This window comes from Parapedobacter sp. (genome assembly GCF_053550995.1).
The window spans coordinates 14,978-33,127 of the sequence record NZ_JBMQOC010000036.1 but is presented as its reverse complement, the minus strand read 5'-3'; the positions used below and the strand labels follow the sequence as shown (position 1 = coordinate 33,127).

Below are 18,150 nucleotides of genomic sequence, written 5' to 3'. Positions count from 1 at the left end.
CTCCTACACCCTGCAATCGGTCGACTGGGCGAATTCGCGCATCGCACGCGATCCCCGTGCGGAAGTGGCTTCATTGAAGCAGCTACCCGGCAAGCACCTGGTCGTGTGGGGTGCCGGGGAGTTGGCATCCGCGTTGTTGCGGATGGGGCTCGTGGACGAATTCCGGATTACCATCGTCCCGGTGCTGCTGGGTGGCGGAGTGCCCTTGTTCCGGGGCATAGACCGTACCCGGTTGAAAGCCCTTGAAGTGCGCCCGCTGCAAAGCGGCGCGGTCATTGTTCGCTACGGCGTGAACACCGGTAAATAGGGGGAGTCGTTAGGGATCCATGCCGGCATAGTGCGCTTCGATCGCACTTCCGATTTCGTTGACAGTCTCCTGATCCAACAGGTTTTCCACCGCACTCCAGGAATTGTCCCCGTTATTGATCAGGCTGACCTGCGCGGCACCCAGATCCACATCAAACGTTTCCGTTTCGTGGGATACCGCCGCCGAGCAGCGCTTTCCCGTCACCGGATCGATAAACCCAATCCCGAAGGGCAGGTTTACCTTATTTATGGGCTTGTCGTGCCCGTGTTTATCTATATCAATATCGATATCCATACCCTATAAACGATTCAAAAGGTTCTTTGTTTATCCGGTTACATTCGGATTTAACCGGTTATTCTCCGGTTAGCCGGTATGGCCCACGCTACCTTTGGGCAAATGGATATGCCCATCGACATAGCGAATAACCTGTTGGTCAGCCTGCTGGCCGCCCAGCATTTGGGCAATGTCGGCTTCGACCGATGGACCTATTTCTGCCATTGCCAGCGACCGGGAGAGCGCACGTGGCGCCCCGTTCCCACACACCGGATTGCCGATTGTGAGGACGCTTACCCGGCACCCACCGCCGCCGAGTTGTTGGCGGTGCTGCCACCAGCCGTCGCCATCGAAGGGTCCAACTTCGTCGTTTACCCGCAACCCGATGTCACGGCCTGCCATGAACCGGCGAATCGCTGCGCCCAGTTCACATTAACCATGCCCGATGAAGGCCTCTATAATGCCGCCTATCGGTTGGATGGGCTGGTGGTAACCTGGCTCCGGCAAGGGGAAGAGGCCGTTCCGCTGATGGCGACCGGCAATCACCTGCCCGACTGCCTGGCCGAACTCGTGGTACTGCTCTGCACCCACGGACTAATTACCTTGCAGGTACATCCGCTGGAATGCAACGACCCATGAAATTCATCATTAATAACTAGCATATGCAGATCAACAGACAATTTGTGGTCTCGTTGCCCATGGCGACGAGGCTTGCGGAAGCCGGACTATTTTGGCCGTGGGTAAACTATTTTTACCAATTCAATGAAAACCCGAGATCGGAGTGGATTGTACGGTTTGACCAGGTTTCACCCCATCAACAAGCGATCCCGGCACTCACGACGACGGAACTATTGGCATGGATGCCACCTCGGTTGAATGTTAACCGCGAGACGTTGAGCGCTACGTTCCGATCATATGTCCCGATTGGTAAACGGGCGACGCGCTGCACGTTTGCAGAATTCGACCTTCAGAAGCCCGTTGCCTACGAGTATTTCGTCGCATACCGACATTTGGGAGCTGCCATTGCGATTCCCGAACCTTCCGAGGCAACCGGATACCTGCCGTTGATGGCGACCAACGAACACCTGCCGGATTGTCTGGCTGATCTGGCGTTATCGTTGCTTCGGGTTGGACTTTATCGATTCATGGATTGGTCGAACGAATCCTTTATGGACCCTTCAATCGCCCATGATCACCCTTGTGACAGTCGCGATAAGATGACCCCCGGCTAACCGCATGGGATATCAACCTTTCGCCCGGCACTACGCGGGCCCCGCAACCTGGAAAGGGAGCGGGGTCCAGTTGCCAAATCTTTTCAGCCAGAATATCCCGTGCCCACGTCTTGATCGGCCTTGATTCCCGATTCGCTGCGCACCACCAGTACCCGCTCCGCACCGAGCACGAGGTAACCGATGTCATAGCAGTAATGGTAGGTGCTGCCGCTCCGCGTTTGGTAAATGCTCGTGTGGTAGGCGAAATCGAACCCCCGCCACACCAATTCCGACTTGCTGGTTACCGTTTTTCCGCTGGGATTCAACGCCAAAAGGATCTCCCGGTTGCGCTTCAGTACCGCATTGATCCGGCGCACCGGGTCCAATGCGGCCCTCCGGTATTTCGCGCCATAGGCACTGCGGCACTGATCGTCACAGAATTTCTTGTCTGACCGTCCGCTGATGGGTAACTGGCAATATGCACAAGCACGTTCGCTCATGGGTGGGCGGGTTGGTGATTAATCGGAAATGAACGTGTCCGCTTCGTCAGCATCGGGGAATTCCAATTCCCCAGGCGTCGGCTGCGGCGACTGATATTCGGAGGTGTCTTCCCGGAGCAACGGGATTTCCTCGCAGAACCATTCGTTGTAGCGCTGCTCCTTCCGCGTCTCATAGCTCATCTTCGGAACGGCCGTCCTGCCCAATGCGAATGCGGCGATGGGCAGCTTCGGATAGGCATTTTGCAGCACCCGGATGATGGCCCGGAAGGTCGTGCCGGTGGTGATGATATCATCCACGAGCAGGATGCATCCGATCCGGCCGGTGTCGACCGCAGTAGCCACCCGGTATTGATTCCATAGCGTCCGCCAGCGATCATCCCGGTTCAGGCCCTTCAACGGCCTGGTCCGGGTGCGCTTCGCCAGCAGCCAGGGCGCATACGAACAGCGGTTGGCACTTGCCAACCGGGCACATAGCTTGTCCAACGGTGTATCGGGCACCGCATCCGGACGGATCGATTGCTCCTGACTCCCGAGGGGCCGGACGATCAGGCAGTCCCGCGGCAAGGTGATCGCTTCCGCCGCATAACGTGCCCAGGCATCGACATGGACGGGGTTGTTCTTTTTGAATAGCACCAGGCTTCGGCTCACCGCATCGGGGCACAGGTTAATCGGGAAATAGGTACACAGATACTGGAGTTTCACCCGCCGTTTCCGGTACTGGATGAGTGCTGCACGGGTAACCGTGGATTTGATGGTAAACATGGTTTATGTTTTGCGTTAGTCGTTCCGGCTCGATACACATCTCCGGCTTAACCACAAAACTATGCCCCATTTTTTACACAGGTGGTGACATATTCTGGGAAATCGGATTTTTTTCCGCCCGGTCGAACGACCAGTCCACGATGCGGTCAACTGCGTCCGTTATCCGCTGTTTGCCGGTGTCGGTCCCTACGTCGATACCGCAGAACGTCCCACCGCAGGAATGTGCGCGCAGCGTCAGGTAATACAACCCGCCGGTCAGGATGGCGACAATGGCGCGCAGGTCCACGTCTGTACGGTCGAATGCCGGGTCGGTCAGCCCGAACAGTTCCTCGCCGATCTGCTCGCGCATGGCACTCACCACCCGCATCGGTTTGTTCCGCTGGCTGATTTCCCACAGCACGGCTTTCTGCGTCTCCGGCGAATGTTCCAGGTAATCCACGAATTCCGATAGGAGGGAATGGGCCAGTCGCCGGCCCCGGTCAGCGCGATGCTGTTCCACCAGTTCATTCACACTCGTGCGCTTGCCCACCCAGAAGTCTTTTGTGCGGATGTAGGTTTCAATCAGTTCGTTCAGGCTGCCGAAATACCGGTAGATCAGCTTCTTGCTCACGCCAGCCGTGCGGGCCACATGGTTCACGCCCAATTTGGTGTGCCCCTCCGTCCGGATGATTTCGCCCACCGCCTCCAGCAATTTGTTCATCGTCCGCTCCCGGTTACGGATCGGACCATCGGTGATTTTGCGTCCCATAATTTATGAGATTGTTGGTCGGATAAATTTCCGATAAATCCCGGAAAAAACCAAAGTCAGGGATGCGCAGTACTCAAAGACTGCCTTAGTACGCGTCATCGATGATTTTCATCGCTTCCTCCTGGGCATCTTTGGTAGATTTAAACACCTTGGAGTAGAAATAAAACACGGCGACGCCAAACTTTGGCAATTCTATAAATATGAAATCGTCCAGTTTGTGGAAGAAATGGAATCCTTTGTTTGTCGTCGTGAATATGAGTAAGGAATTAAGGTGCGTGGCTTTTGATTTTACAGTTGTTCGCATTAAGGTTTTCCGGATCCGCACTTTGGCATTGAATGGAAGATCTTCGCGGAATTCTAATAATTTGATTAATGGTATGTCTTTCAGCAAAGGTATGTGGGGTCCGTTGACCGGGCTTAAAAACCGATGAACGGCATTCATCACGTGGAATTTGTAGTCTATGATTTCCAACCATCTGATGATGTTCTCGCATTCATAGGGGCCATAGGGATACTTCTTCGGATTAACGTGCTCAAACAAATCTTGGATATAACGCTCCAACGCGTTTAGGCGCTCATTATTGCAAATGCGGCATGCTGGAATTGCACTTCTTTCATATGTTCTTGCATGGCCATTGATCGTAATATTAAAGAATTTTTTGGCGTCCTTTTCAAATGCCCATCTTGGTATTATATGTTCGTTGGTTACGTCGGAGTCGCTGCCACAGAACATGCAGATTTTCGGAGTTATTTCGAACTTTTCTCGATCGCGCAGTGTTAAGAAATTACTGTCAATGAAATCGATAATGACCGGAATACCCTTGCGGACAGTCACCCTGAGCTGCCTCAATTGGTTATCGAGCATAGAGTAAGTGCGTTAGCTACAATTGGTTGCTACATTCATTCACCTGCAACCCAATAGGTTCCTGTTAATTTCCCGTCGCCGGAAAGAAAGGCCTCTCCGTAATACCTAATCCGGTTTTCAGCTAGCCATCTCAGTTCGAAAATCTGATATCCGCCTGGCTGTATGTTCAGTTCCATCTTAATCGCCTGTCTCGATTCCAGCCACGTAGAGTCGAATATGCCGATAAAGTTGGATGGCATCCCTTTCTTTCGATCTGCACTTTCCGTGAATACATTTGATTTTACGTTATCAATGAATTCATCAATCAAATTTCCATTCTGCGTCAGCTGGAACCAAAAGCTACCGATGTCCTTTCTCTTTTTCATGTTGACTAGGTCCAATAAAGGTTACGAAACCCAAATATAAGGGAAAGCGAATTGAACCTCAAATAATCCCGCTGTTTTCTGGTGCTTGACGAATATGGTGTCATCCGGTCGCAGCCGCTCTACCGCGCACCACTCCGGTTAAATACCCACCGCATGAAAAGCATCCAAATGCCAAACGCTACCGCAAAATTCGGCCACGGATTTTCGGCTTTGGTGGCAAACAGCAGCGCTCCCGTCACGATGACCATGGTGATAAGAAATAGTAGCAATGCCTTCATAACCTGTTTATTTTTTTCAAATTTACTAAAAAAATTAGAAAGTTGCCGGATTGCTGTTATTTTTGTCAGATGAACGTGATCGAAGAATTCTACTACCGGCAAACCGCTGCGGTACGGGAAACGCTACTGGTTATGAGAGATTTCATACTGTCCCGCGATCCGGCGATTACCGAACACTGGAAGTACAACATGCCGTTTTTCTATTTCCGTGGCAAGATGTTCTGCTACCTTCGAATTAATCGCCAGAGCGGACAGCCCTACCTGAGCATGTTCGACGGCAAATTCATCGAGCATCCCTTGCTCCAGCAAGAGAGCCGCAAGCGGATGAAAATCCTACAAATTGACCCCGAATCCGACCTGCCGGTGGAGGCGATTTCCTGGATTCTCGACCGCGGTCTGGAAATCCAGCGGAGCCGGGGAAATAGGGGAGTACCCACCCGGTAGCGGTATCCGCCATTGCCGGTTATTCCGGCTGAGCGGCTTCCCCCGTTGGCACTCAGGCCACAGTCACCGGGAATCCGCTCAACCCGAACCGGCAGCACCCGAAGCCGATTTCGTTTTCCGCGTGAAAGCTGGCCGACACACCCCCAATCCGGCTTTCACCCTGTATCACGAAAACCGCTTCTTTCCCGGCCAGCCCACAGTCCCCTGTGGCTTCGGATAGCATGTTCGTCCCACCCAAAATTGAGAATTTCTAGCGCCTACGTTCTCCTTCCATATGGTTAACTAAATGTTAAAAATATTTACTCGAATTGGATGGCAAACCGGAAATTTGGACTAATTTCTTTAGAAATCTGCGTATTTTTCTGTCAAGACTTTCACAAATATTTCACAAAGCGTTTTTCGGCTACCTAAATTGTGTTATATTTGATTAGAGGAATCAACTATTTTTTCGGTTCAAAAGTCGTTCTTTTTTCGGTTCCGCTGACCTTGAAAACCTTCAATAATATTGCGTTTTTAACAGTGCACGGGCCGATTTTATCAATTTTGAAAAGTGATTTTCATTTGTTGGGGATAATGCGTAAGTTTGCACCCGCAATGCGACATTTGTCGCGTGGCACCCATAGCTCAGTTGGTTAGAGTAGAAGACTCATAATCTTTTGGTCCCTGGTTCGAGCCCAGGTGGGCGCACAAATAAAAAAGGTCGTTTTTCCGCAAGGAAAAACGACCTTTTTTATTTCTTCGGATACATTAGGAGCATCTGCCCCAGACTATTAAGTAGTCCAAAACACCAGTGTCAGCAACGATACCCCCATGAACAGTTACATGACGATCATGACACCAGCTATTTTGGTCACCCTATCATTATTCTTCCCCACCACAACACCCGAAGTTTTCAGCCATTTGGAAGGCTCACCGTTAACGGGGTTGATTTTATGTTCAAAATGGTATAGCTTGTCGTTATCAACAACACCAGCAGCAAGCTGTTCCAAGCCTGCTACCGCATGCTTGTCGAGAACCCGCGATATGTCTATGTCATTGGACGAAATCGGCGCGTCTTCCGGTATTCCATAAATTTTTCTGGCCCCACGGGAGAGTTCAAATGACATATCCTCCAAATTGAGCGACCAATAACCGATACCTGGTAAGTCAACTTCCATGGATATGGATTCCAGGATTTCCAGCATCCGTGTGCCGGCATTTTCCAGTGCAATGTAACTTTCCTCCAACTCTTGCCCGGTTCTTAGGAGCTCTTTGTACAACTCGTCATTCTGTTCTTCCAGCGTGGAGACAGTTGCCATTAGCCTTCCATTTTCGGTTTGAAATCGGGTGATCTCATGCATCGTTTGGACAATAAAATCCGGTTCCGTAGCCGCTTTTTCAAAAACACTTTCAAAAAAAGCGGGGTCGGTCGTATTTCCTAACGGGTGAGTCAGTGTGATCCTAGCTGTTTCCGAACTAATCGATTTCAGTGCTCGCATGATGGCGGCATTTCCGGACGATTCAGTCAATTTTAAAGCAGACATCCCTTCCAGCGATTCAATCTCCCATAGCCTTACAAAGGCTTCATTGGCGTAACAGATCATAAAATCGTAGGCAGAATAGATAGCGATCGGTAAACAATTTCCGGTAAGTATATTCAGTAATGGACCCGAAAACAGATCGTTTTTATTTTTCATCTTCATTATGATTATTTTATTGTTGGCCAGGTTAAAAAAATAGTCACGTTTATGGGCGACCTGATTTTCGTACGTCAGGTGATTATTCAAATTTTGCAAAACCATACGTTAACGGTCTGCATTTTTCGTTAGTTTCTCGGGCGAATATCCGAAATGTTTCTTGAAAACATATGAAAAATACGACAAGTTTTCAAAACCGACTTCCTAACAGACCTCAATCGGTTTCCTTTTTTGCTGCGATATGAAAATGTGCCAATTCTGATCGCTTTTGGCTAAAGCCATTGATGAAGTGAAACATTCAAGCCCCGATTAAATGTCGCCAGGCGCGTTCCGTCGGTAGTAAGGTTAATCCAGAAAGATAACGATGCAATTTATTCTCAAACTTTTCATATAAAGATGTAATTCCGGCAATAAATATCGGGTATTCGCGTTTCATAATCAGTATTGGTCTGTCAAAGCGAGGTGTACTTGGGCAGTTTCTGCCAGTGACGAGGCGCTAGAAGACCGGTAACATGTATATTTAAGATTACGATAATGAATTGTCCAAGCTGCAACGAAACCCTGTTGATGTCCGTACGTAACCAGGTTGAGATCGATTACTGTCCCAAATGCCGTGGAATCTGGCTTGACCGCGGTGAATTGGATAAAATCATCGAGCAATCCGAAAGGACTTACCCACAAACTACCGAAAGCCCGGAGGCTTATCCAGATCGACGCTACCAAGAACGGGGAGACTATCGAGAGGATCGCCACGGCGGCTACCGTAAAAAGAAGAAATCTTTTTTAGGAGATTTCTTTGACTTCGATTAAGGAAAAAGAAATTTCAATCGATCCAGCTTTCCTTGACTAAACCGGTTGTTCCTTGTTAACTTCAACGCTTAGTTCTTGGGGGAAGGCGCCTGTCTAAATCGTGTGGTGCGCTTAGAATTGCGGGGCGGTTAACGAGCGTGGAATTTCGTATCTTTGTGAAAAAAGAGATCTGATGAGGTGTTATATTTTTTTATTTGTTACGTTACTGACTTGGGTGAATGCGAAGAGTTATGGCCAAGAAAAAACGGAACCCTGGAATAACAAACAGCTTTTAGAAACGGAAGTGCTTGCTTCCAAGATCGCGGTGGGTGAAGCCAACGATTTACTTATCCTATCCATTGGGCCTGACGCCATTATCAAAGGTTCTATTGATATAGGACCCGCAGGTGAAAAGGAGCATACGAAGAAATTACGTGCTTACCTTAAAGACATTCCAAGGGACCGGGAAGTGGTTGTCTATTGTGGCTGCTGCCCTTTTGATCGGTGTCCGAACGTAAGACCGGCGTTTATCGTGTTGAACGAGATGGGATTTAAGAAGGGAAAGTTGCTCAATATCCGCCGGAACGTTAAAGTGGATTGGTTGGATAAAGACTACCCTGTAAATGAATGAATATGAAATCAGATGCAATTGATGCAGGTACACAAGGCCATCATTATTGACATCGAGCGCTTACCAAGCGGTAAAAAGAAATAATCACTAGATGAAAACCGTGGTTTGTTTCGTGGTTGCTCTGATCACGATGAGTAGCCTTTTCGGCCAAGAAGGGGCTTTGAAGGTCGGGCAACAGGCCCCCCATATTTCTTTGCCTACACCGGACGGTGACACCATATCGCTTTCATCATTAAAGGGAAAACTCGTGTTGGTGGATTTTTGGGCCACATGGTGTGCTCCTTGCGTAAAAGAGCAACCCGAATTAAAAGCCTTGTATGAAAAATATAATGGCCCTAATCGATTTGAAATATTTGGCGTCTCGTTGGACAAACGCAAGGATAACTGGGTAAACGCAATTGAGCGTTTCGACATTGACTGGATACAGGTGAGCGACCTGATGTTTTGGAAAAGCCCCGTAGCCCGCGATTATGCTATTGAAGAGTTGCCTTTCAACGTATTAATCGATGAACGGGGTACGATCATCGCCATCAACCTGCACGGCGAAGCGCTCGACGACTTTATAGCCAGCTACCTATGATCGACCCATGTTGATTGGCCTTGTTCGAAAACGGCGCAGGTTATTAAAGTTAAATAATTTGGGCTAAATTTGCAACCTGATGAGCAGGACTTGGCTACATATCATAAAAGACCATCAACAACTATTTTTCGCATATGTTATGTTGGTCTTTGTGCTTTTTGATCCTTGCCCTATTAAGGCCAGTATCAAAAACATGATCGGGGTTCCCGTTAATACCGCGCAAAGTGTGCCTAAGAGCAGTCATGTGTTCCAGGTGAATGGTGCGGGAAAATGTCCGGCGGGAGAGACCGTAGCGGCGAAAATCATCCAAACCCATTCGTCAGGGACAGACTGTTTGTTGCCGGCAGTTTTTTTTACGTTGATATTCGTTTATCGGTTGGGTTACCTGGTGGCCAACGACGGACCACAAGCGAATTTCAAACGCCTGAAAATACCCCGTGTACCCATCTTTCTCCGATACCGGAGGCTCATTATTTAATTTATCCATCTCGGTGTCATTGATTCCCATGCAATATCCGTATGCTATTTTGGACTTGTCTGGCGTTTTTGGCACTCCCTTGGATTTTGCTGTTTCAGAACGTCGGCCGAGAAGTCGCGGTGAATGTCCGCAACAGACAATCCATGTACCCGAAAAAAGAGAAAATTAAATAGTAATCCAACGAAATAGAACAATATATCATGAAGATGAAATTCAAAAGCCAGACCTTCTATTCCACCATTTTTTCCATGTTGGCAATTATGTTTGCCGCTTGTGGAAACGCTAACCGAAACCAAAGCAATTCGACAACCCAAGATACGGTGATGGAGGACGTGGTGGAAGTGGAATCTAGGCAAGCCGCCGGTGTTTCATTTAAAGACGAAGATGGAAAGACCGTGTCTTTGGACGCGTTAAAGGGCAAAGTCGTGTTCATCAATTTCTGGGCAACCTGGTGTCCGCCATGTATACACGAAATGCCATCCATCAATGAGATGAAAAAGTCTTTCGCGGGCAACGACCAGATTGTGTTCTTGATGGTAGACGTCGACAATAAGATCGAGCAGTCGACCGCCTTTATGACCAAGAATAATTACGATCTGCCTGTCTATACCCCAGCAAGTGATATCCCGGCCGACTTTCTCGGCGGTGCTATCCCAACCACGGTCGTTCTAGACAAAAAGGGCGTGATCGTGGGACGTATGGAAGGTGGCAGGGATTATACCGACCCACGAATCATAAATGCGTTGAATGAATTGATCAAAGCTGAATAAGGAAGAATTATGGCTGGTTAAATAAAGATAATACGATGATCGAATTTCTGAAACAACCCTGGCCGTGGTATGTGGCCGGACCGCTTATAGGGCTTACCGTACCGGCCCTGTTAGTACTGGGCAACAAATCGTTTGGCATCAGTTCCTCGTTGCGTCACATTTGCGCATCGTGCCTGCCCGCGAATATTCCTTTTTTCAAGTACAATTGGAAGAAGGAAGTTTGGAATCTTTTCTTTGTGGCTGGTATTTTATTGGGAGGTACCATAGCGGCGCAATGGCTTGCCAGTTCCGATCCGGTAACGGTTCATCCGGCGTTGGTAAAGGAATTGGCTGGGTATGGAATTACCGATTACAGCAACCTGGTGCCGCAAGATATCTTACATTGGCACCATTTGTTTACCCTTGAAGGGTTCTTTTTGATGGTGGTCGGTGGTTTTCTGGTTGGCTTCGGTACCCGATATGCCGGCGGCTGTACCAGTGGCCATGCTATCATGGGCCTTTCCAATTTGCAGTGGCCATCGTTGGTTGCTACCGTATGTTTTATGATCGGTGGATTTATGATGGCCAATTTGATCTTACCTTATATCTTGTCACTTTAAGAAAAAAAGAGATGCGACAGAAAACGAAAGGAACTGGGCACCGGTGGCCGCATAATTTGAAATATTTAATAGCGGGAATCTTATTTGGTATCCTATTGGTGAAATCTGAAGTAATCAGTTGGTTTAGGATACAGGAAATGTTTCGCTTGCAGTCTTTCCATATGTATGGCGTCATTGGTAGTGCTGTTGTCGTAGGAGCGATTTCCATTTGGTTGATTAAGAAATTCAGCATCAAAACCATCCACGGAGAACCGATTGCGATTGCACCAAAAAAGTTCAATAAGGGCCAGGTTTATGGTGGGCTTATCTTTGGATTGGGCTGGGCGATCACCGGTGCGTGCCCCGGACCACTATTTGCCCAAATCGGCACGGGTGCTACGGTAATTGCGATAACGCTGTTGAGCGCCATTGCTGGTACATGGGTATATGGTTATCTCCAGGAAAAGTTACCGCACTAAGACGCCGCACGTCAAAATATTTGATAATCACTTTGAAACCATGTAAAACTTTGATACCTTTGCAATCCGAAATTTTGTACGAAAGGAGGTATAACAGGATATGATCATTGTAAATGTAAAAGAGGGCGAATCATTGGACCGTGCGTTGAAACGCTTCAAGAAGAAATTCGAAAAGACTGGTGTATTGCGCGAACTGCGTTCCCGCCAAGCTTATGAGAAGAAATCCGTTACCCGCCGTACGCAGTTAAAAAAGGCGATCTATAAACAGAGCCTTAATCAGGATATCGTCTAACGATTATATCCCCTTTAATAAGGCGGTTTATTTGTAATACCGGAAAACTATCCGTATATTCAACCATTAGAATATAAGGGTAGTTTTTCTATGTTTATAGACCATTTTATCCATTTCCTTACCTACGAAAAGCGTTTCTCGAAGCATACGGTTACGGCGTACGGGCACGAGCTGGCGGTATATACCGATTACTTACAGACGTTGGATGTGGATGCCGCGCAAATGACCCATCGGCAGGCGCGCGCGTACTTAGCTATGCGGCTAGAATCGGGGCTCACTCCGGCCTCGGTAAACCGTAGTTTGGCTGCGATCCGAAGCTACTACCGATTTCTGATGCGTGAAGGTGTCGTTACACAGAATCCTTTTGTGCTGGTTAAAGCATTGAAGACGTCGAAAAAACTTCCTGTAACCGTAGATAAAGATAAACTATCCGCTCTGCTGGATTCAGCGGGGTCGTTCCCCGACTCATTTGAAGGGGTTCGTGACAAGGCCGTGCTGGAACTACTGTTCGGCACAGGAATACGTCTTTCCGAATTATTGCAAATCCGTGAAGAACACATCGATTTTTATAGCGGTAATATCCGTATTTTCGGTAAACGTAATAAAGAAAGGCTTGTACCGATGAATAAATCACTTCAAGCATTGTTACAGTATTATATCGATGAAAAAATTAAACAATATTTTGATAACAATTCATCGTATCTTATCGTTACTAAGAAAGGGAAAGATGCTTATCCCAGGTTGATCTATGACATCGTAACACAATATCTGAGCACCATATCTCCACAGCAGAAGAAAAGTCCACATGTATTGCGACACACGTTTGCCACCGCGCTGCTGGATAATGGTGCTGATTTGAATGCCATTAAAGAATTGCTGGGGCATGCCGGATTGGCAGCTACCCAGATCTATACGCATAACTCGGTAGAACGACTTAAATCGATTTATAAACAAGCGCATCCAAAAGCTTAAAAAAGGAGGAATCATGAACATTATTGTGCAATCAATTCGTTTCGACGCAGACAAGAAGCTGATCCAGTTCATTCAGAAGCGGGTGGACAAACTTGACCAATTCTTTGACCAGATCATTGATGGTGAGTGCTATCTCAAGGTGGAAAATGTAGAAGACGAGGCAAACAAGGTCACCGAGTTCAAGCTGAATATTCCAGGAAGCCAGCTGTTTGCCAAAGCACAGGCGAAATCTTTCGAAGAGGCCACGGACCTGGCCGTTGAATCATTGCGTAGACAGATCAATAAACATAAAACAAAAACTAGGACAAAAGCGAGCAATCACAAGGAATTGCTCTCCATGACGGATGAAATGAGCGCATAGCGAACATGCCATCGATATGTATGCGGTTCAAACCCGACAGGGCACCCCACTGTGCAGTCGGGTTTGAATTTTTGTTTTAAAGACACCAAACCGTAGACCGACCGTGCGAAAATGGCTTGTAACCTATTTTGGCTTTAGCCGCCGCGAACTTAATGGCGTTTGCGTTTTGGGTTTGGTATTGCTTGCGCTGTGGGGTGTCTCGCATATGGGTTCACTAGGCAGAGATGCTCCTGCTTGGGATATTGCTGATCAGATTGCCACGGTGGATAGCTTCCTTGCGACAACGCGTCAACAACAATCACCGGCCAGGTGGAACAGTGGTCGTCCAACGAACAAAAAAGAAATGCCCACGCCGCAGCCAACCTATTTTAGGTTCGATCCCAACGGATTGTCCGCTGAGGACTGGAAAAGATTAGGGCTTTCCAACCGGCAAATACAAATGATCAAGAATTATGAAGCGAAAGGCGGTCGTTTCCGGAAAAAGGAAGATTTGGCTAAAATTTATGCCATCGATGATGCGGATTATGATCGCTTGGCACCCTATATTGATATTAAACAGGTCGAACGGGTTGAACCAACTCCTAAGCGGATAAATGCGAATGGTAGTGGCGCGGAGGCCACCCGAGGGGTAACTCCACGGGTGTTACCTATCGATTTAAACCATGCCGATTCGCTCGAGCTGCAATATCTGCCGGGTATCGGTCCTGTGTTCGCTTCACGTATTGTGCGATTCAGGGACCTTTTGGGCGGCTTCCATCATGTATCGCAATTGCTGGATGTGTACGGATTTGATTCGGTACGATTCGGCGGACTGGAGCAGTATGTGTACGTTGATACGACGAAAGTGGAAAAAATACCCCTTAATACCGCGCCGTACGAACGCTTCCGTGATCATCCGTTTATCAGTCATAAGCTGGCCAATGCCATTGTACAATACCGCAAGCAGCACGGACCCTATCGGGCGATGAGCGATTTACTAGGCATTGCCATTATGGATGAACAAATTTTTCTTAAAATTGCACCGTATTTAACGCTGGCTGATGATTGAACAACGATTGAGATCCGCTATCCGGGATGTGCCCGATTTTCCGAAACCGGGTATTGTTTTCAAGGATATTACACCTATTCTGAAAGACCCGGTGCTTTGTGAAGCGGTGGTGGAATGCATGGCCCGTCAGTTTGACCAGGACGACATCGATGTGGTAGCAGGTATTGAAAGCCGGGGTTTCCTCTTTGGCCTCATGCTTGCCCAGCGGCTGGGTAAGCCGTTTGTGCCCGTTAGAAAGGTGGGAAAGCTGCCCTATGATACCGTGCAACAGGAGTACGCGCTGGAGTATGGCAATGCAACCATCGAAATCCATGCCGATGCTTTCGCCGTGGGCAGCCGTGTACTTATCCATGACGATCTGCTGGCCACTGGCGGCACAGTAGGCGCTGCGAGCCAACTTATCCAACGACTGGGTGGATACGTGGTGGGCTATACCTTTATCATCGGTTTGGATTTCCTCAACGGGAAGCAAGAGCTAGCGACCTTCAGCCCCCATATCCATACGCTGGTAGGCTACACCAACTGATTCATCTTTCGCCTACAATTTTTTGCCGGTGATGGTGATGTCTGACGCGATGGTCATCGGGATTTTCATGCCTTGCATATCAACACTCCCTGTAATGTCCTGCTTAAGTTTGGAAAGCATAGGCAACCCAGATTTAATGTCCATTTCCATGGTGCCTTTTTGTGTTCCACTCATGTTGAAATCTGCCGATTGCAGCATCGGATTACCACCTTCGCCGGTAAACTTCGAGAACGTTAGCTGGCCAGCCACTTCGAGTATGGCCATATCGCCCTCGATTCCCGAGAGTGTAAAGTTGGACGTGGCTTCCGATTGCATCAGGTTGGCAATGGGGCCCGAGAACGTTTTTACCCACGTATCTCCGACGGATACTGCCTTATCGGGGTAGATGTTGGTGATTTGGTTCATGCTCTGCACCAGGGAGGAATCGCCGAAGGATTGTTTAAGTATGTCGGCCTGTGGGCCCTCCATGTCGCCGAAAATGTCTGCAAATCCCTCCACTTTATGTACGCTGCCGTCTTCATTAACATGAAGTTGGAACGACTTTCCGATCACGTTGGCCATCACTTTTAGTTCGTTGGTGCCTTCCTCCGGATTGCTCGAATCGAATGTGATACGTTGCATGCCGCCCACATCCGTATCCATCTTCATGGCGCTCATCATTACATCGATTTGGGTTATACCATTTTGCCGTGCCTTGATGGTATAGATATATTCCGTGGTGATATCCTGGGTAGTGATGATCCGTTGCCCCATGGCTTCTTGTACAATTTCTTGTTTAACAACAGAAGAAAATAAGTATTTGTCGCCGGGGTTAAGGTTGAACTTCAGTTTTACGGATGCTTTTTTTGGCTGTCCATTATTGGTTTCATCTTTGGTCTCATTTGCGGTGACAGACGTCGTCAGCAAAAAACAGAGAGCCCAAAGTAGGGCAGGGATAGTGCGGTTCATACTATTTGTTTTTGATTGACTTCAAAGATAAGCTTTGGATGGCATATACCTCGCTTTTTTTATGTGTATTTTTAAACCGTAGGTTACGGAATGGTGGTGGGTCATTGGAGTGGCCAACGGGGTTTCATACCCAAAACCGTTTTATTCTATGTTATACCGTATTTTCTTTGGTTTGCTTTCTTCGCAGTATTGTTTATTATTGCAGAAAACCAGTTAGTTATCATGATAGAATCATTGTTATTGGGCGACGAAAACCGGGAGATGGTAAGACAGATGGTCCGCGAATTTGCACATAAGCAGATCCGCCCCCACGTGATGGATTGGGATGAGGCACAAACCTTCCCCATCGATACCTTTAAAGCGATGGGACAGCTTGGAATTATGGGCGTGCTGGTACCCGAAGAATATGGTGGTGCCGGATTGGGATATGATGAGTATGTAGATATCATTGTTGAGGTGGCAAGGGTGTGTGGTTCGATTGGGCTTTCGCTGGCAGCCCACAATTCACTTTGCACCGGGCACATATTGGCCTTTGGCAATGATGATCAAAAGCGTCGATGGCTTCCTAAGCTTGCTACAGCTGAATGGATAGGTGCCTGGGCCCTTACCGAAGCCAACACCGGCTCGGATGCACTGCGCATGGCTACCACGGCTGAACTTGACGGTGATGCTTACATCGTTAACGGGTCGAAGAACTGGATTACCCATGGGAAAAGCAGCGATATCGCCGTGGTGATGGTCCGCACGGGCGAAAAAAACAGGTCGGGCGGTGTGTCGGCGCTGGTCATGGAGAAGGGGATACCGGGCTTTACGCATGGAAAGAAAGAAAATAAGTTGGGAATGCGCGCTTCTGAGACAACGGAACTGGTTTTTGATAACTGCCGGGTGCCGCGTGAGAATCTCCTCGGTGAAGAAGGCGAAGGGTTCAAGCAAGCAATGAAAGTGCTTGATGGCGGACGTATTTCCATCGCCGCATTGGCGCTGGGTATTGCAAAGGGTGCGTTGGGTGCCGCCGTTAATTACGCCAAGCAACGCCACCAATTCGGACAGCCCATCGCGAATTTCCAGGGTATTTCCTTCAAATTGGCCGATATGGCCACCGAAATTGAAGCGGCCGAATTGCTCATCCGGCAGGCGTGTATGCTGAAAAATAAAGGGGGCGACGTGACCAAAAATTCAGCTATGGCCAAATATTTCGCGTCCGAAGTAGCTGTACGTTGCGCAACGGAGGCGGTACAAATTTTCGGAGGTTATGGTTATACCAAAGATTTTCCCGTAGAGAAGTTCTATCGGGATGCCAAGCTCTGTACCATCGGCGAGGGGACGTCTGAAATCCAAAAGCTTGTCATTGCAAGAGAAGTGTTGAAATAGCCTGTTTTTTTGTTTTTTGACAGCGATTTTTGTTTAGGTTTGCAGTGACAAAAATCAGGAATAGCTATGACCCGGAGTGAACTCATCCAACAGATAAAAACCAAGCGATCGTTTCTATGCGTGGGCCTCGACACTGACATCGATAAAGTGCCACCCCACCTGCTCCACCATGCCGATCCGGTCTTTGAGTTCAATAAACAGATCATTGAGGCCACGGCCGACCTGTGTGTGGCCTACAAGCCCAATATTGCCTTTTACGAAAGCCGTGGCGTGGCCGGGTGGCAGAGCTTACAAAAAACGTGGGCGATATTGCCGAAAGATTGCCTAAGTATAGCCGATGCCAAACGTGGCGACATTGGCAATACTGCCAAAATGTATGCGAAAGCCTTTTTTGACCATCCGGTATCAGGCCTTGGCTTTGACGCGCTTACCATCGCTCCGTATATGGGACACGATTCGGTACAGCCGTTCCTCGATTTTGATGGAAAATGGTCGATTGTATTGGCGCTGACCTCCAACGCGGGGGGGCTGGATTTTCAGACACACCCAGACGCGACGGGTGTACAACTGTTTGAGCGCGTTATTGAAAAGACCAATAACTGGGGAACCATCGATAACCTAATGTATGTGGTGGGGGCTACGCGGGGGGAGGCATTTACGGCTATCAGGAAGCTTGCGCCAGACCATTTTCTGTTGGTGCCTGGTGTGGGCGCGCAAGGTGGAAGCCTGCAGGACGTGTGCCGGTACGGTATGAATGCAGAATGCGGCTTGCTTGTCAATGCCACAAGGTCTATCATTTATGCATCACAGGGAAAGGACTTTGCCGAACGGGCTAGGGAAGAAGCACGGGCGTTGCAAAAGCAGATGGCATCCGAATTGGATGCACGCTCCCTATGAT

General features: G+C 48.4%; 28 protein-coding genes, 1 tRNA gene and 1 pseudogene. 19 read left to right on the top strand and 11 right to left on the bottom strand.

The annotated features are described in order from the left end of the window. Window positions 1-307 (top strand): dihydrofolate reductase family protein (locus ACO1NT_RS05510; protein WP_449047420.1); only part of this gene is annotated, 307 nt, incomplete at its 5' end. Window positions 308-316: 9 nt separating this feature from the next. Here the strand turns inward: ACO1NT_RS05510 and ACO1NT_RS05505 are convergent. Continuing rightward, entirely contained in the window at window positions 317-601 is a 285-nt protein-coding gene (locus ACO1NT_RS05505) for a hypothetical protein (protein WP_449047419.1), read from the bottom strand. Window positions 602-709: 108 nt separating this feature from the next. On the opposite strand from ACO1NT_RS05505, the gene ACO1NT_RS05500 reads away from it, so the two are divergent. Both ACO1NT_RS05500 and ACO1NT_RS05495 read left to right on the top strand, forming a co-directional pair. Further along, a complete protein-coding gene (locus ACO1NT_RS05500; RefSeq protein ID WP_449047418.1) occupies window positions 710-1,219 on the top strand; it encodes a hypothetical protein in 510 nt (169 codons plus the stop codon). Window positions 1,220-1,242: 23 nt separating this feature from the next. Further along, the gene (locus ACO1NT_RS05495; RefSeq protein ID WP_449047417.1) at window positions 1,243-1,812 is read left to right on the top strand and encodes a hypothetical protein; all 570 of its coding nucleotides are present in this window, start codon (window positions 1,243-1,245) and stop codon (window positions 1,810-1,812) included. A gap of 83 nt (window positions 1,813-1,895) precedes the next feature. On the opposite strand, the gene ACO1NT_RS05490 is transcribed toward ACO1NT_RS05495, so the two are convergent. The 6 genes from ACO1NT_RS05490 to ACO1NT_RS05465 all read right to left on the bottom strand — a co-directional run bounded on the left by ACO1NT_RS05490 (window position 1,896) and on the right by ACO1NT_RS05465 (window position 5,309). Continuing rightward, on the bottom strand, window positions 1,896-2,291 hold the full coding sequence (locus ACO1NT_RS05490) for a hypothetical protein (protein WP_449047416.1): 396 nt from the start codon (window positions 2,289-2,291) through the stop codon (window positions 1,896-1,898). Window positions 2,292-2,309: 18 nt separating this feature from the next. After that, entirely contained in the window at window positions 2,310-3,053 is a 744-nt protein-coding gene (locus tag ACO1NT_RS05485) for a ComF family protein (protein WP_449047415.1), read from the bottom strand. A 73-nt stretch (window positions 3,054-3,126) separates the two neighbouring features. After that, window positions 3,127-3,801 (bottom strand): TetR/AcrR family transcriptional regulator, encoded by a 675-nt coding sequence (locus tag ACO1NT_RS05480; RefSeq protein ID WP_449047414.1) that lies wholly within the window; start codon window positions 3,799-3,801, stop codon window positions 3,127-3,129. An 85-nt stretch (window positions 3,802-3,886) separates the two neighbouring features. Beyond that, a complete protein-coding gene (locus ACO1NT_RS05475; RefSeq protein ID WP_449047413.1) occupies window positions 3,887-4,666 on the bottom strand; it encodes a hypothetical protein in 780 nt (259 codons plus the stop codon). Window positions 4,667-4,701: 35 nt separating this feature from the next. Then, window positions 4,702-5,031, bottom strand: coding sequence for a hypothetical protein (locus ACO1NT_RS05470; RefSeq protein ID WP_449047412.1), 330 nt, complete (start codon window positions 5,029-5,031; stop codon window positions 4,702-4,704). A 119-nt stretch (window positions 5,032-5,150) separates the two neighbouring features. Further along, window positions 5,151-5,309: a hypothetical protein gene (locus ACO1NT_RS05465; RefSeq protein ID WP_449047411.1), complete on the bottom strand. Its 159-nt coding sequence runs from the start codon at window positions 5,307-5,309 to the stop codon at window positions 5,151-5,153. A gap of 69 nt (window positions 5,310-5,378) precedes the next feature. On the opposite strand from ACO1NT_RS05465, the gene ACO1NT_RS05460 reads away from it, so the two are divergent. Then, window positions 5,379-5,753, top strand: coding sequence for a DUF1801 domain-containing protein (locus tag ACO1NT_RS05460; RefSeq protein ID WP_449047410.1), 375 nt, complete (start codon window positions 5,379-5,381; stop codon window positions 5,751-5,753). A 52-nt stretch (window positions 5,754-5,805) separates the two neighbouring features. Here ACO1NT_RS05460 and ACO1NT_RS05455 read toward each other — a convergent pair whose 3' ends face one another. Beyond that, window positions 5,806-5,991 carry a hypothetical protein gene (locus ACO1NT_RS05455; protein ID WP_449047409.1) on the bottom strand — a complete coding sequence of 62 codons (186 nt, stop codon included), beginning with the start codon at window positions 5,989-5,991 and terminating at the stop codon, window positions 5,806-5,808. Between the two features lie 375 nt (window positions 5,992-6,366). Here ACO1NT_RS05455 and ACO1NT_RS05450 point away from each other — a divergent pair. Beyond that, window positions 6,367-6,440: transfer RNA gene (locus ACO1NT_RS05450), tRNA-Ile, on the top strand. A gap of 131 nt (window positions 6,441-6,571) precedes the next feature. Here the strand turns inward: ACO1NT_RS05450 and ACO1NT_RS05445 are convergent. Together ACO1NT_RS05445 and ACO1NT_RS05440 are read right to left on the bottom strand one after the other, a co-directional pair. Continuing rightward, window positions 6,572-7,435, bottom strand: a complete 864-nt coding sequence (locus ACO1NT_RS05445) for a hypothetical protein (protein WP_449047408.1) — start codon at window positions 7,433-7,435, stop codon at window positions 6,572-6,574. A gap of 102 nt (window positions 7,436-7,537) precedes the next feature. Next, window positions 7,538-7,630: pseudogene (locus ACO1NT_RS05440) on the bottom strand (AraC family transcriptional regulator); the annotation flags it as partial. A 333-nt stretch (window positions 7,631-7,963) separates the two neighbouring features. On the opposite strand from ACO1NT_RS05440, the gene ACO1NT_RS05435 reads away from it, so the two are divergent. The 12 genes from ACO1NT_RS05435 (at window position 7,964) to ACO1NT_RS05380 (ending at window position 14,933) form a co-directional block, all read left to right on the top strand. After that, window positions 7,964-8,239 carry a TFIIB-type zinc ribbon-containing protein gene (locus ACO1NT_RS05435; RefSeq protein WP_449047407.1) on the top strand — a complete coding sequence of 92 codons (276 nt, stop codon included), beginning with the start codon at window positions 7,964-7,966 and terminating at the stop codon, window positions 8,237-8,239. A 172-nt stretch (window positions 8,240-8,411) separates the two neighbouring features. Next, window positions 8,412-8,849, top strand: coding sequence for a rhodanese-like domain-containing protein (locus tag ACO1NT_RS05430; RefSeq protein ID WP_449047406.1), 438 nt, complete (start codon window positions 8,412-8,414; stop codon window positions 8,847-8,849). Between the two features lie 91 nt (window positions 8,850-8,940). Beyond that, a complete protein-coding gene (locus ACO1NT_RS05425; protein ID WP_449047404.1) occupies window positions 8,941-9,429 on the top strand; it encodes a TlpA family protein disulfide reductase in 489 nt (162 codons plus the stop codon). Between the two features lie 193 nt (window positions 9,430-9,622). Further along, window positions 9,623-9,907, top strand: coding sequence for a hypothetical protein (locus ACO1NT_RS05420; protein WP_449047403.1), 285 nt, complete (start codon window positions 9,623-9,625; stop codon window positions 9,905-9,907). Window positions 9,908-10,107: 200 nt separating this feature from the next. Further along, a complete protein-coding gene (locus ACO1NT_RS05415) occupies window positions 10,108-10,677 on the top strand; it encodes a TlpA family protein disulfide reductase (protein WP_449047402.1) in 570 nt (189 codons plus the stop codon). 35 nt (window positions 10,678-10,712) lie between these two features. Continuing rightward, complete coding sequence (locus tag ACO1NT_RS05410) at window positions 10,713-11,276, top strand: YeeE/YedE family protein (RefSeq protein WP_449047401.1); 564 nt, start codon at window positions 10,713-10,715, stop codon at window positions 11,274-11,276. 11 nt (window positions 11,277-11,287) lie between these two features. Further along, window positions 11,288-11,734 carry a DUF6691 family protein gene (locus tag ACO1NT_RS05405; protein WP_449047400.1) on the top strand — a complete coding sequence of 149 codons (447 nt, stop codon included), beginning with the start codon at window positions 11,288-11,290 and terminating at the stop codon, window positions 11,732-11,734. 100 nt (window positions 11,735-11,834) lie between these two features. After that, window positions 11,835-12,026: a 30S ribosomal protein S21 gene (gene rpsU, locus ACO1NT_RS05400; protein WP_449047399.1), complete on the top strand. Its 192-nt coding sequence runs from the start codon at window positions 11,835-11,837 to the stop codon at window positions 12,024-12,026. A 90-nt stretch (window positions 12,027-12,116) separates the two neighbouring features. Continuing rightward, entirely contained in the window at window positions 12,117-12,998 is an 882-nt protein-coding gene (locus ACO1NT_RS05395) for a tyrosine-type recombinase/integrase (protein ID WP_449047398.1), read from the top strand. 13 nt (window positions 12,999-13,011) lie between these two features. Beyond that, complete coding sequence (hpf, locus tag ACO1NT_RS05390; RefSeq protein WP_449047397.1) at window positions 13,012-13,359, top strand: ribosome hibernation-promoting factor, HPF/YfiA family; 348 nt, start codon at window positions 13,012-13,014, stop codon at window positions 13,357-13,359. 166 nt (window positions 13,360-13,525) lie between these two features. Then, window positions 13,526-14,407, top strand: a complete 882-nt coding sequence (locus ACO1NT_RS05385; protein ID WP_449047396.1) for a ComEA family DNA-binding protein — start codon at window positions 13,526-13,528, stop codon at window positions 14,405-14,407. Further along, window positions 14,400-14,933 (top strand): adenine phosphoribosyltransferase, encoded by a 534-nt coding sequence (locus ACO1NT_RS05380; RefSeq protein ID WP_449047395.1) that lies wholly within the window; start codon window positions 14,400-14,402, stop codon window positions 14,931-14,933. The genes ACO1NT_RS05385 and ACO1NT_RS05380 overlap by 8 nt, the downstream gene beginning before the upstream one ends. 12 nt (window positions 14,934-14,945) lie before the next feature. Here ACO1NT_RS05380 and ACO1NT_RS05375 read toward each other — a convergent pair whose 3' ends face one another. After that, window positions 14,946-15,881, bottom strand: coding sequence for a DUF6263 family protein (locus ACO1NT_RS05375; protein WP_449047394.1), 936 nt, complete (start codon window positions 15,879-15,881; stop codon window positions 14,946-14,948). A 222-nt stretch (window positions 15,882-16,103) separates the two neighbouring features. Here ACO1NT_RS05375 and ACO1NT_RS05370 point away from each other — a divergent pair, with 222 nt between their 5' ends. Next, the gene (locus ACO1NT_RS05370) at window positions 16,104-17,252 is read left to right on the top strand and encodes an acyl-CoA dehydrogenase family protein (RefSeq protein WP_449047393.1); all 1,149 of its coding nucleotides are present in this window, start codon (window positions 16,104-16,106) and stop codon (window positions 17,250-17,252) included. A gap of 66 nt (window positions 17,253-17,318) precedes the next feature. Further along, entirely contained in the window at window positions 17,319-18,149 is an 831-nt protein-coding gene (gene pyrF, locus ACO1NT_RS05365) for an orotidine-5'-phosphate decarboxylase (protein WP_449047392.1), read from the top strand. The last annotated feature ends 1 nt before the right edge of the window (window position 18,150 follow it).

Bases quoted from the DNA above. Each gene is read 5' to 3' on its own strand.
- ACO1NT_RS05410 (WP_449047401.1), top strand. From the start codon at position 10,713: ATGATCGAATTTCTGAAACAACCCTGGCCGTGGTATGTGGCCGGACCG.
- ACO1NT_RS05375 (WP_449047394.1), bottom strand. From the start codon at position 15,881: ATGAACCGCACTATCCCTGCCCTACTTTGGGCTCTCTGTTTTTTGCTG.
- ACO1NT_RS05505 (WP_449047419.1), bottom strand. From the start codon at position 601: ATGGATATCGATATTGATATAGATAAACACGGGCACGACAAGCCCATA.
- ACO1NT_RS05485 (WP_449047415.1), bottom strand. From the start codon at position 3,053: ATGTTTACCATCAAATCCACGGTTACCCGTGCAGCACTCATCCAGTAC.
- ACO1NT_RS05405 (WP_449047400.1), top strand. From the start codon at position 11,288: ATGCGACAGAAAACGAAAGGAACTGGGCACCGGTGGCCGCATAATTTG.
- pyrF (WP_449047392.1), top strand. From the start codon at position 17,319: ATGACCCGGAGTGAACTCATCCAACAGATAAAAACCAAGCGATCGTTT.
- ACO1NT_RS05465 (WP_449047411.1), bottom strand. From the start codon at position 5,309: ATGAAGGCATTGCTACTATTTCTTATCACCATGGTCATCGTGACGGGA.
- ACO1NT_RS05415 (WP_449047402.1), top strand. From the start codon at position 10,108: ATGAAGATGAAATTCAAAAGCCAGACCTTCTATTCCACCATTTTTTCC.
- rpsU (WP_449047399.1), top strand. From the start codon at position 11,835: ATGATCATTGTAAATGTAAAAGAGGGCGAATCATTGGACCGTGCGTTG.
- ACO1NT_RS05470 (WP_449047412.1), bottom strand. From the start codon at position 5,031: ATGAAAAAGAGAAAGGACATCGGTAGCTTTTGGTTCCAGCTGACGCAG.
- ACO1NT_RS05395 (WP_449047398.1), top strand. From the start codon at position 12,117: ATGTTTATAGACCATTTTATCCATTTCCTTACCTACGAAAAGCGTTTC.
- ACO1NT_RS05445 (WP_449047408.1), bottom strand. From the start codon at position 7,435: ATGAAGATGAAAAATAAAAACGATCTGTTTTCGGGTCCATTACTGAAT.
- ACO1NT_RS05380 (WP_449047395.1), top strand. From the start codon at position 14,400: ATGATTGAACAACGATTGAGATCCGCTATCCGGGATGTGCCCGATTTT.
- ACO1NT_RS05425 (WP_449047404.1), top strand. From the start codon at position 8,941: ATGAAAACCGTGGTTTGTTTCGTGGTTGCTCTGATCACGATGAGTAGC.
- hpf (WP_449047397.1), top strand. From the start codon at position 13,012: ATGAACATTATTGTGCAATCAATTCGTTTCGACGCAGACAAGAAGCTG.
- ACO1NT_RS05500 (WP_449047418.1), top strand. From the start codon at position 710: ATGCCCATCGACATAGCGAATAACCTGTTGGTCAGCCTGCTGGCCGCC.
- ACO1NT_RS05435 (WP_449047407.1), top strand. From the start codon at position 7,964: ATGAATTGTCCAAGCTGCAACGAAACCCTGTTGATGTCCGTACGTAAC.
- ACO1NT_RS05495 (WP_449047417.1), top strand. From the start codon at position 1,243: ATGCAGATCAACAGACAATTTGTGGTCTCGTTGCCCATGGCGACGAGG.
- ACO1NT_RS05490 (WP_449047416.1), bottom strand. From the start codon at position 2,291: ATGAGCGAACGTGCTTGTGCATATTGCCAGTTACCCATCAGCGGACGG.
- ACO1NT_RS05430 (WP_449047406.1), top strand. From the start codon at position 8,412: ATGAGGTGTTATATTTTTTTATTTGTTACGTTACTGACTTGGGTGAAT.
- ACO1NT_RS05480 (WP_449047414.1), bottom strand. From the start codon at position 3,801: ATGGGACGCAAAATCACCGATGGTCCGATCCGTAACCGGGAGCGGACG.
- ACO1NT_RS05420 (WP_449047403.1), top strand. From the start codon at position 9,623: ATGATCGGGGTTCCCGTTAATACCGCGCAAAGTGTGCCTAAGAGCAGT.
- ACO1NT_RS05460 (WP_449047410.1), top strand. From the start codon at position 5,379: ATGAACGTGATCGAAGAATTCTACTACCGGCAAACCGCTGCGGTACGG.
- ACO1NT_RS05475 (WP_449047413.1), bottom strand. From the start codon at position 4,666: ATGCTCGATAACCAATTGAGGCAGCTCAGGGTGACTGTCCGCAAGGGT.
- ACO1NT_RS05370 (WP_449047393.1), top strand. From the start codon at position 16,104: ATGATAGAATCATTGTTATTGGGCGACGAAAACCGGGAGATGGTAAGA.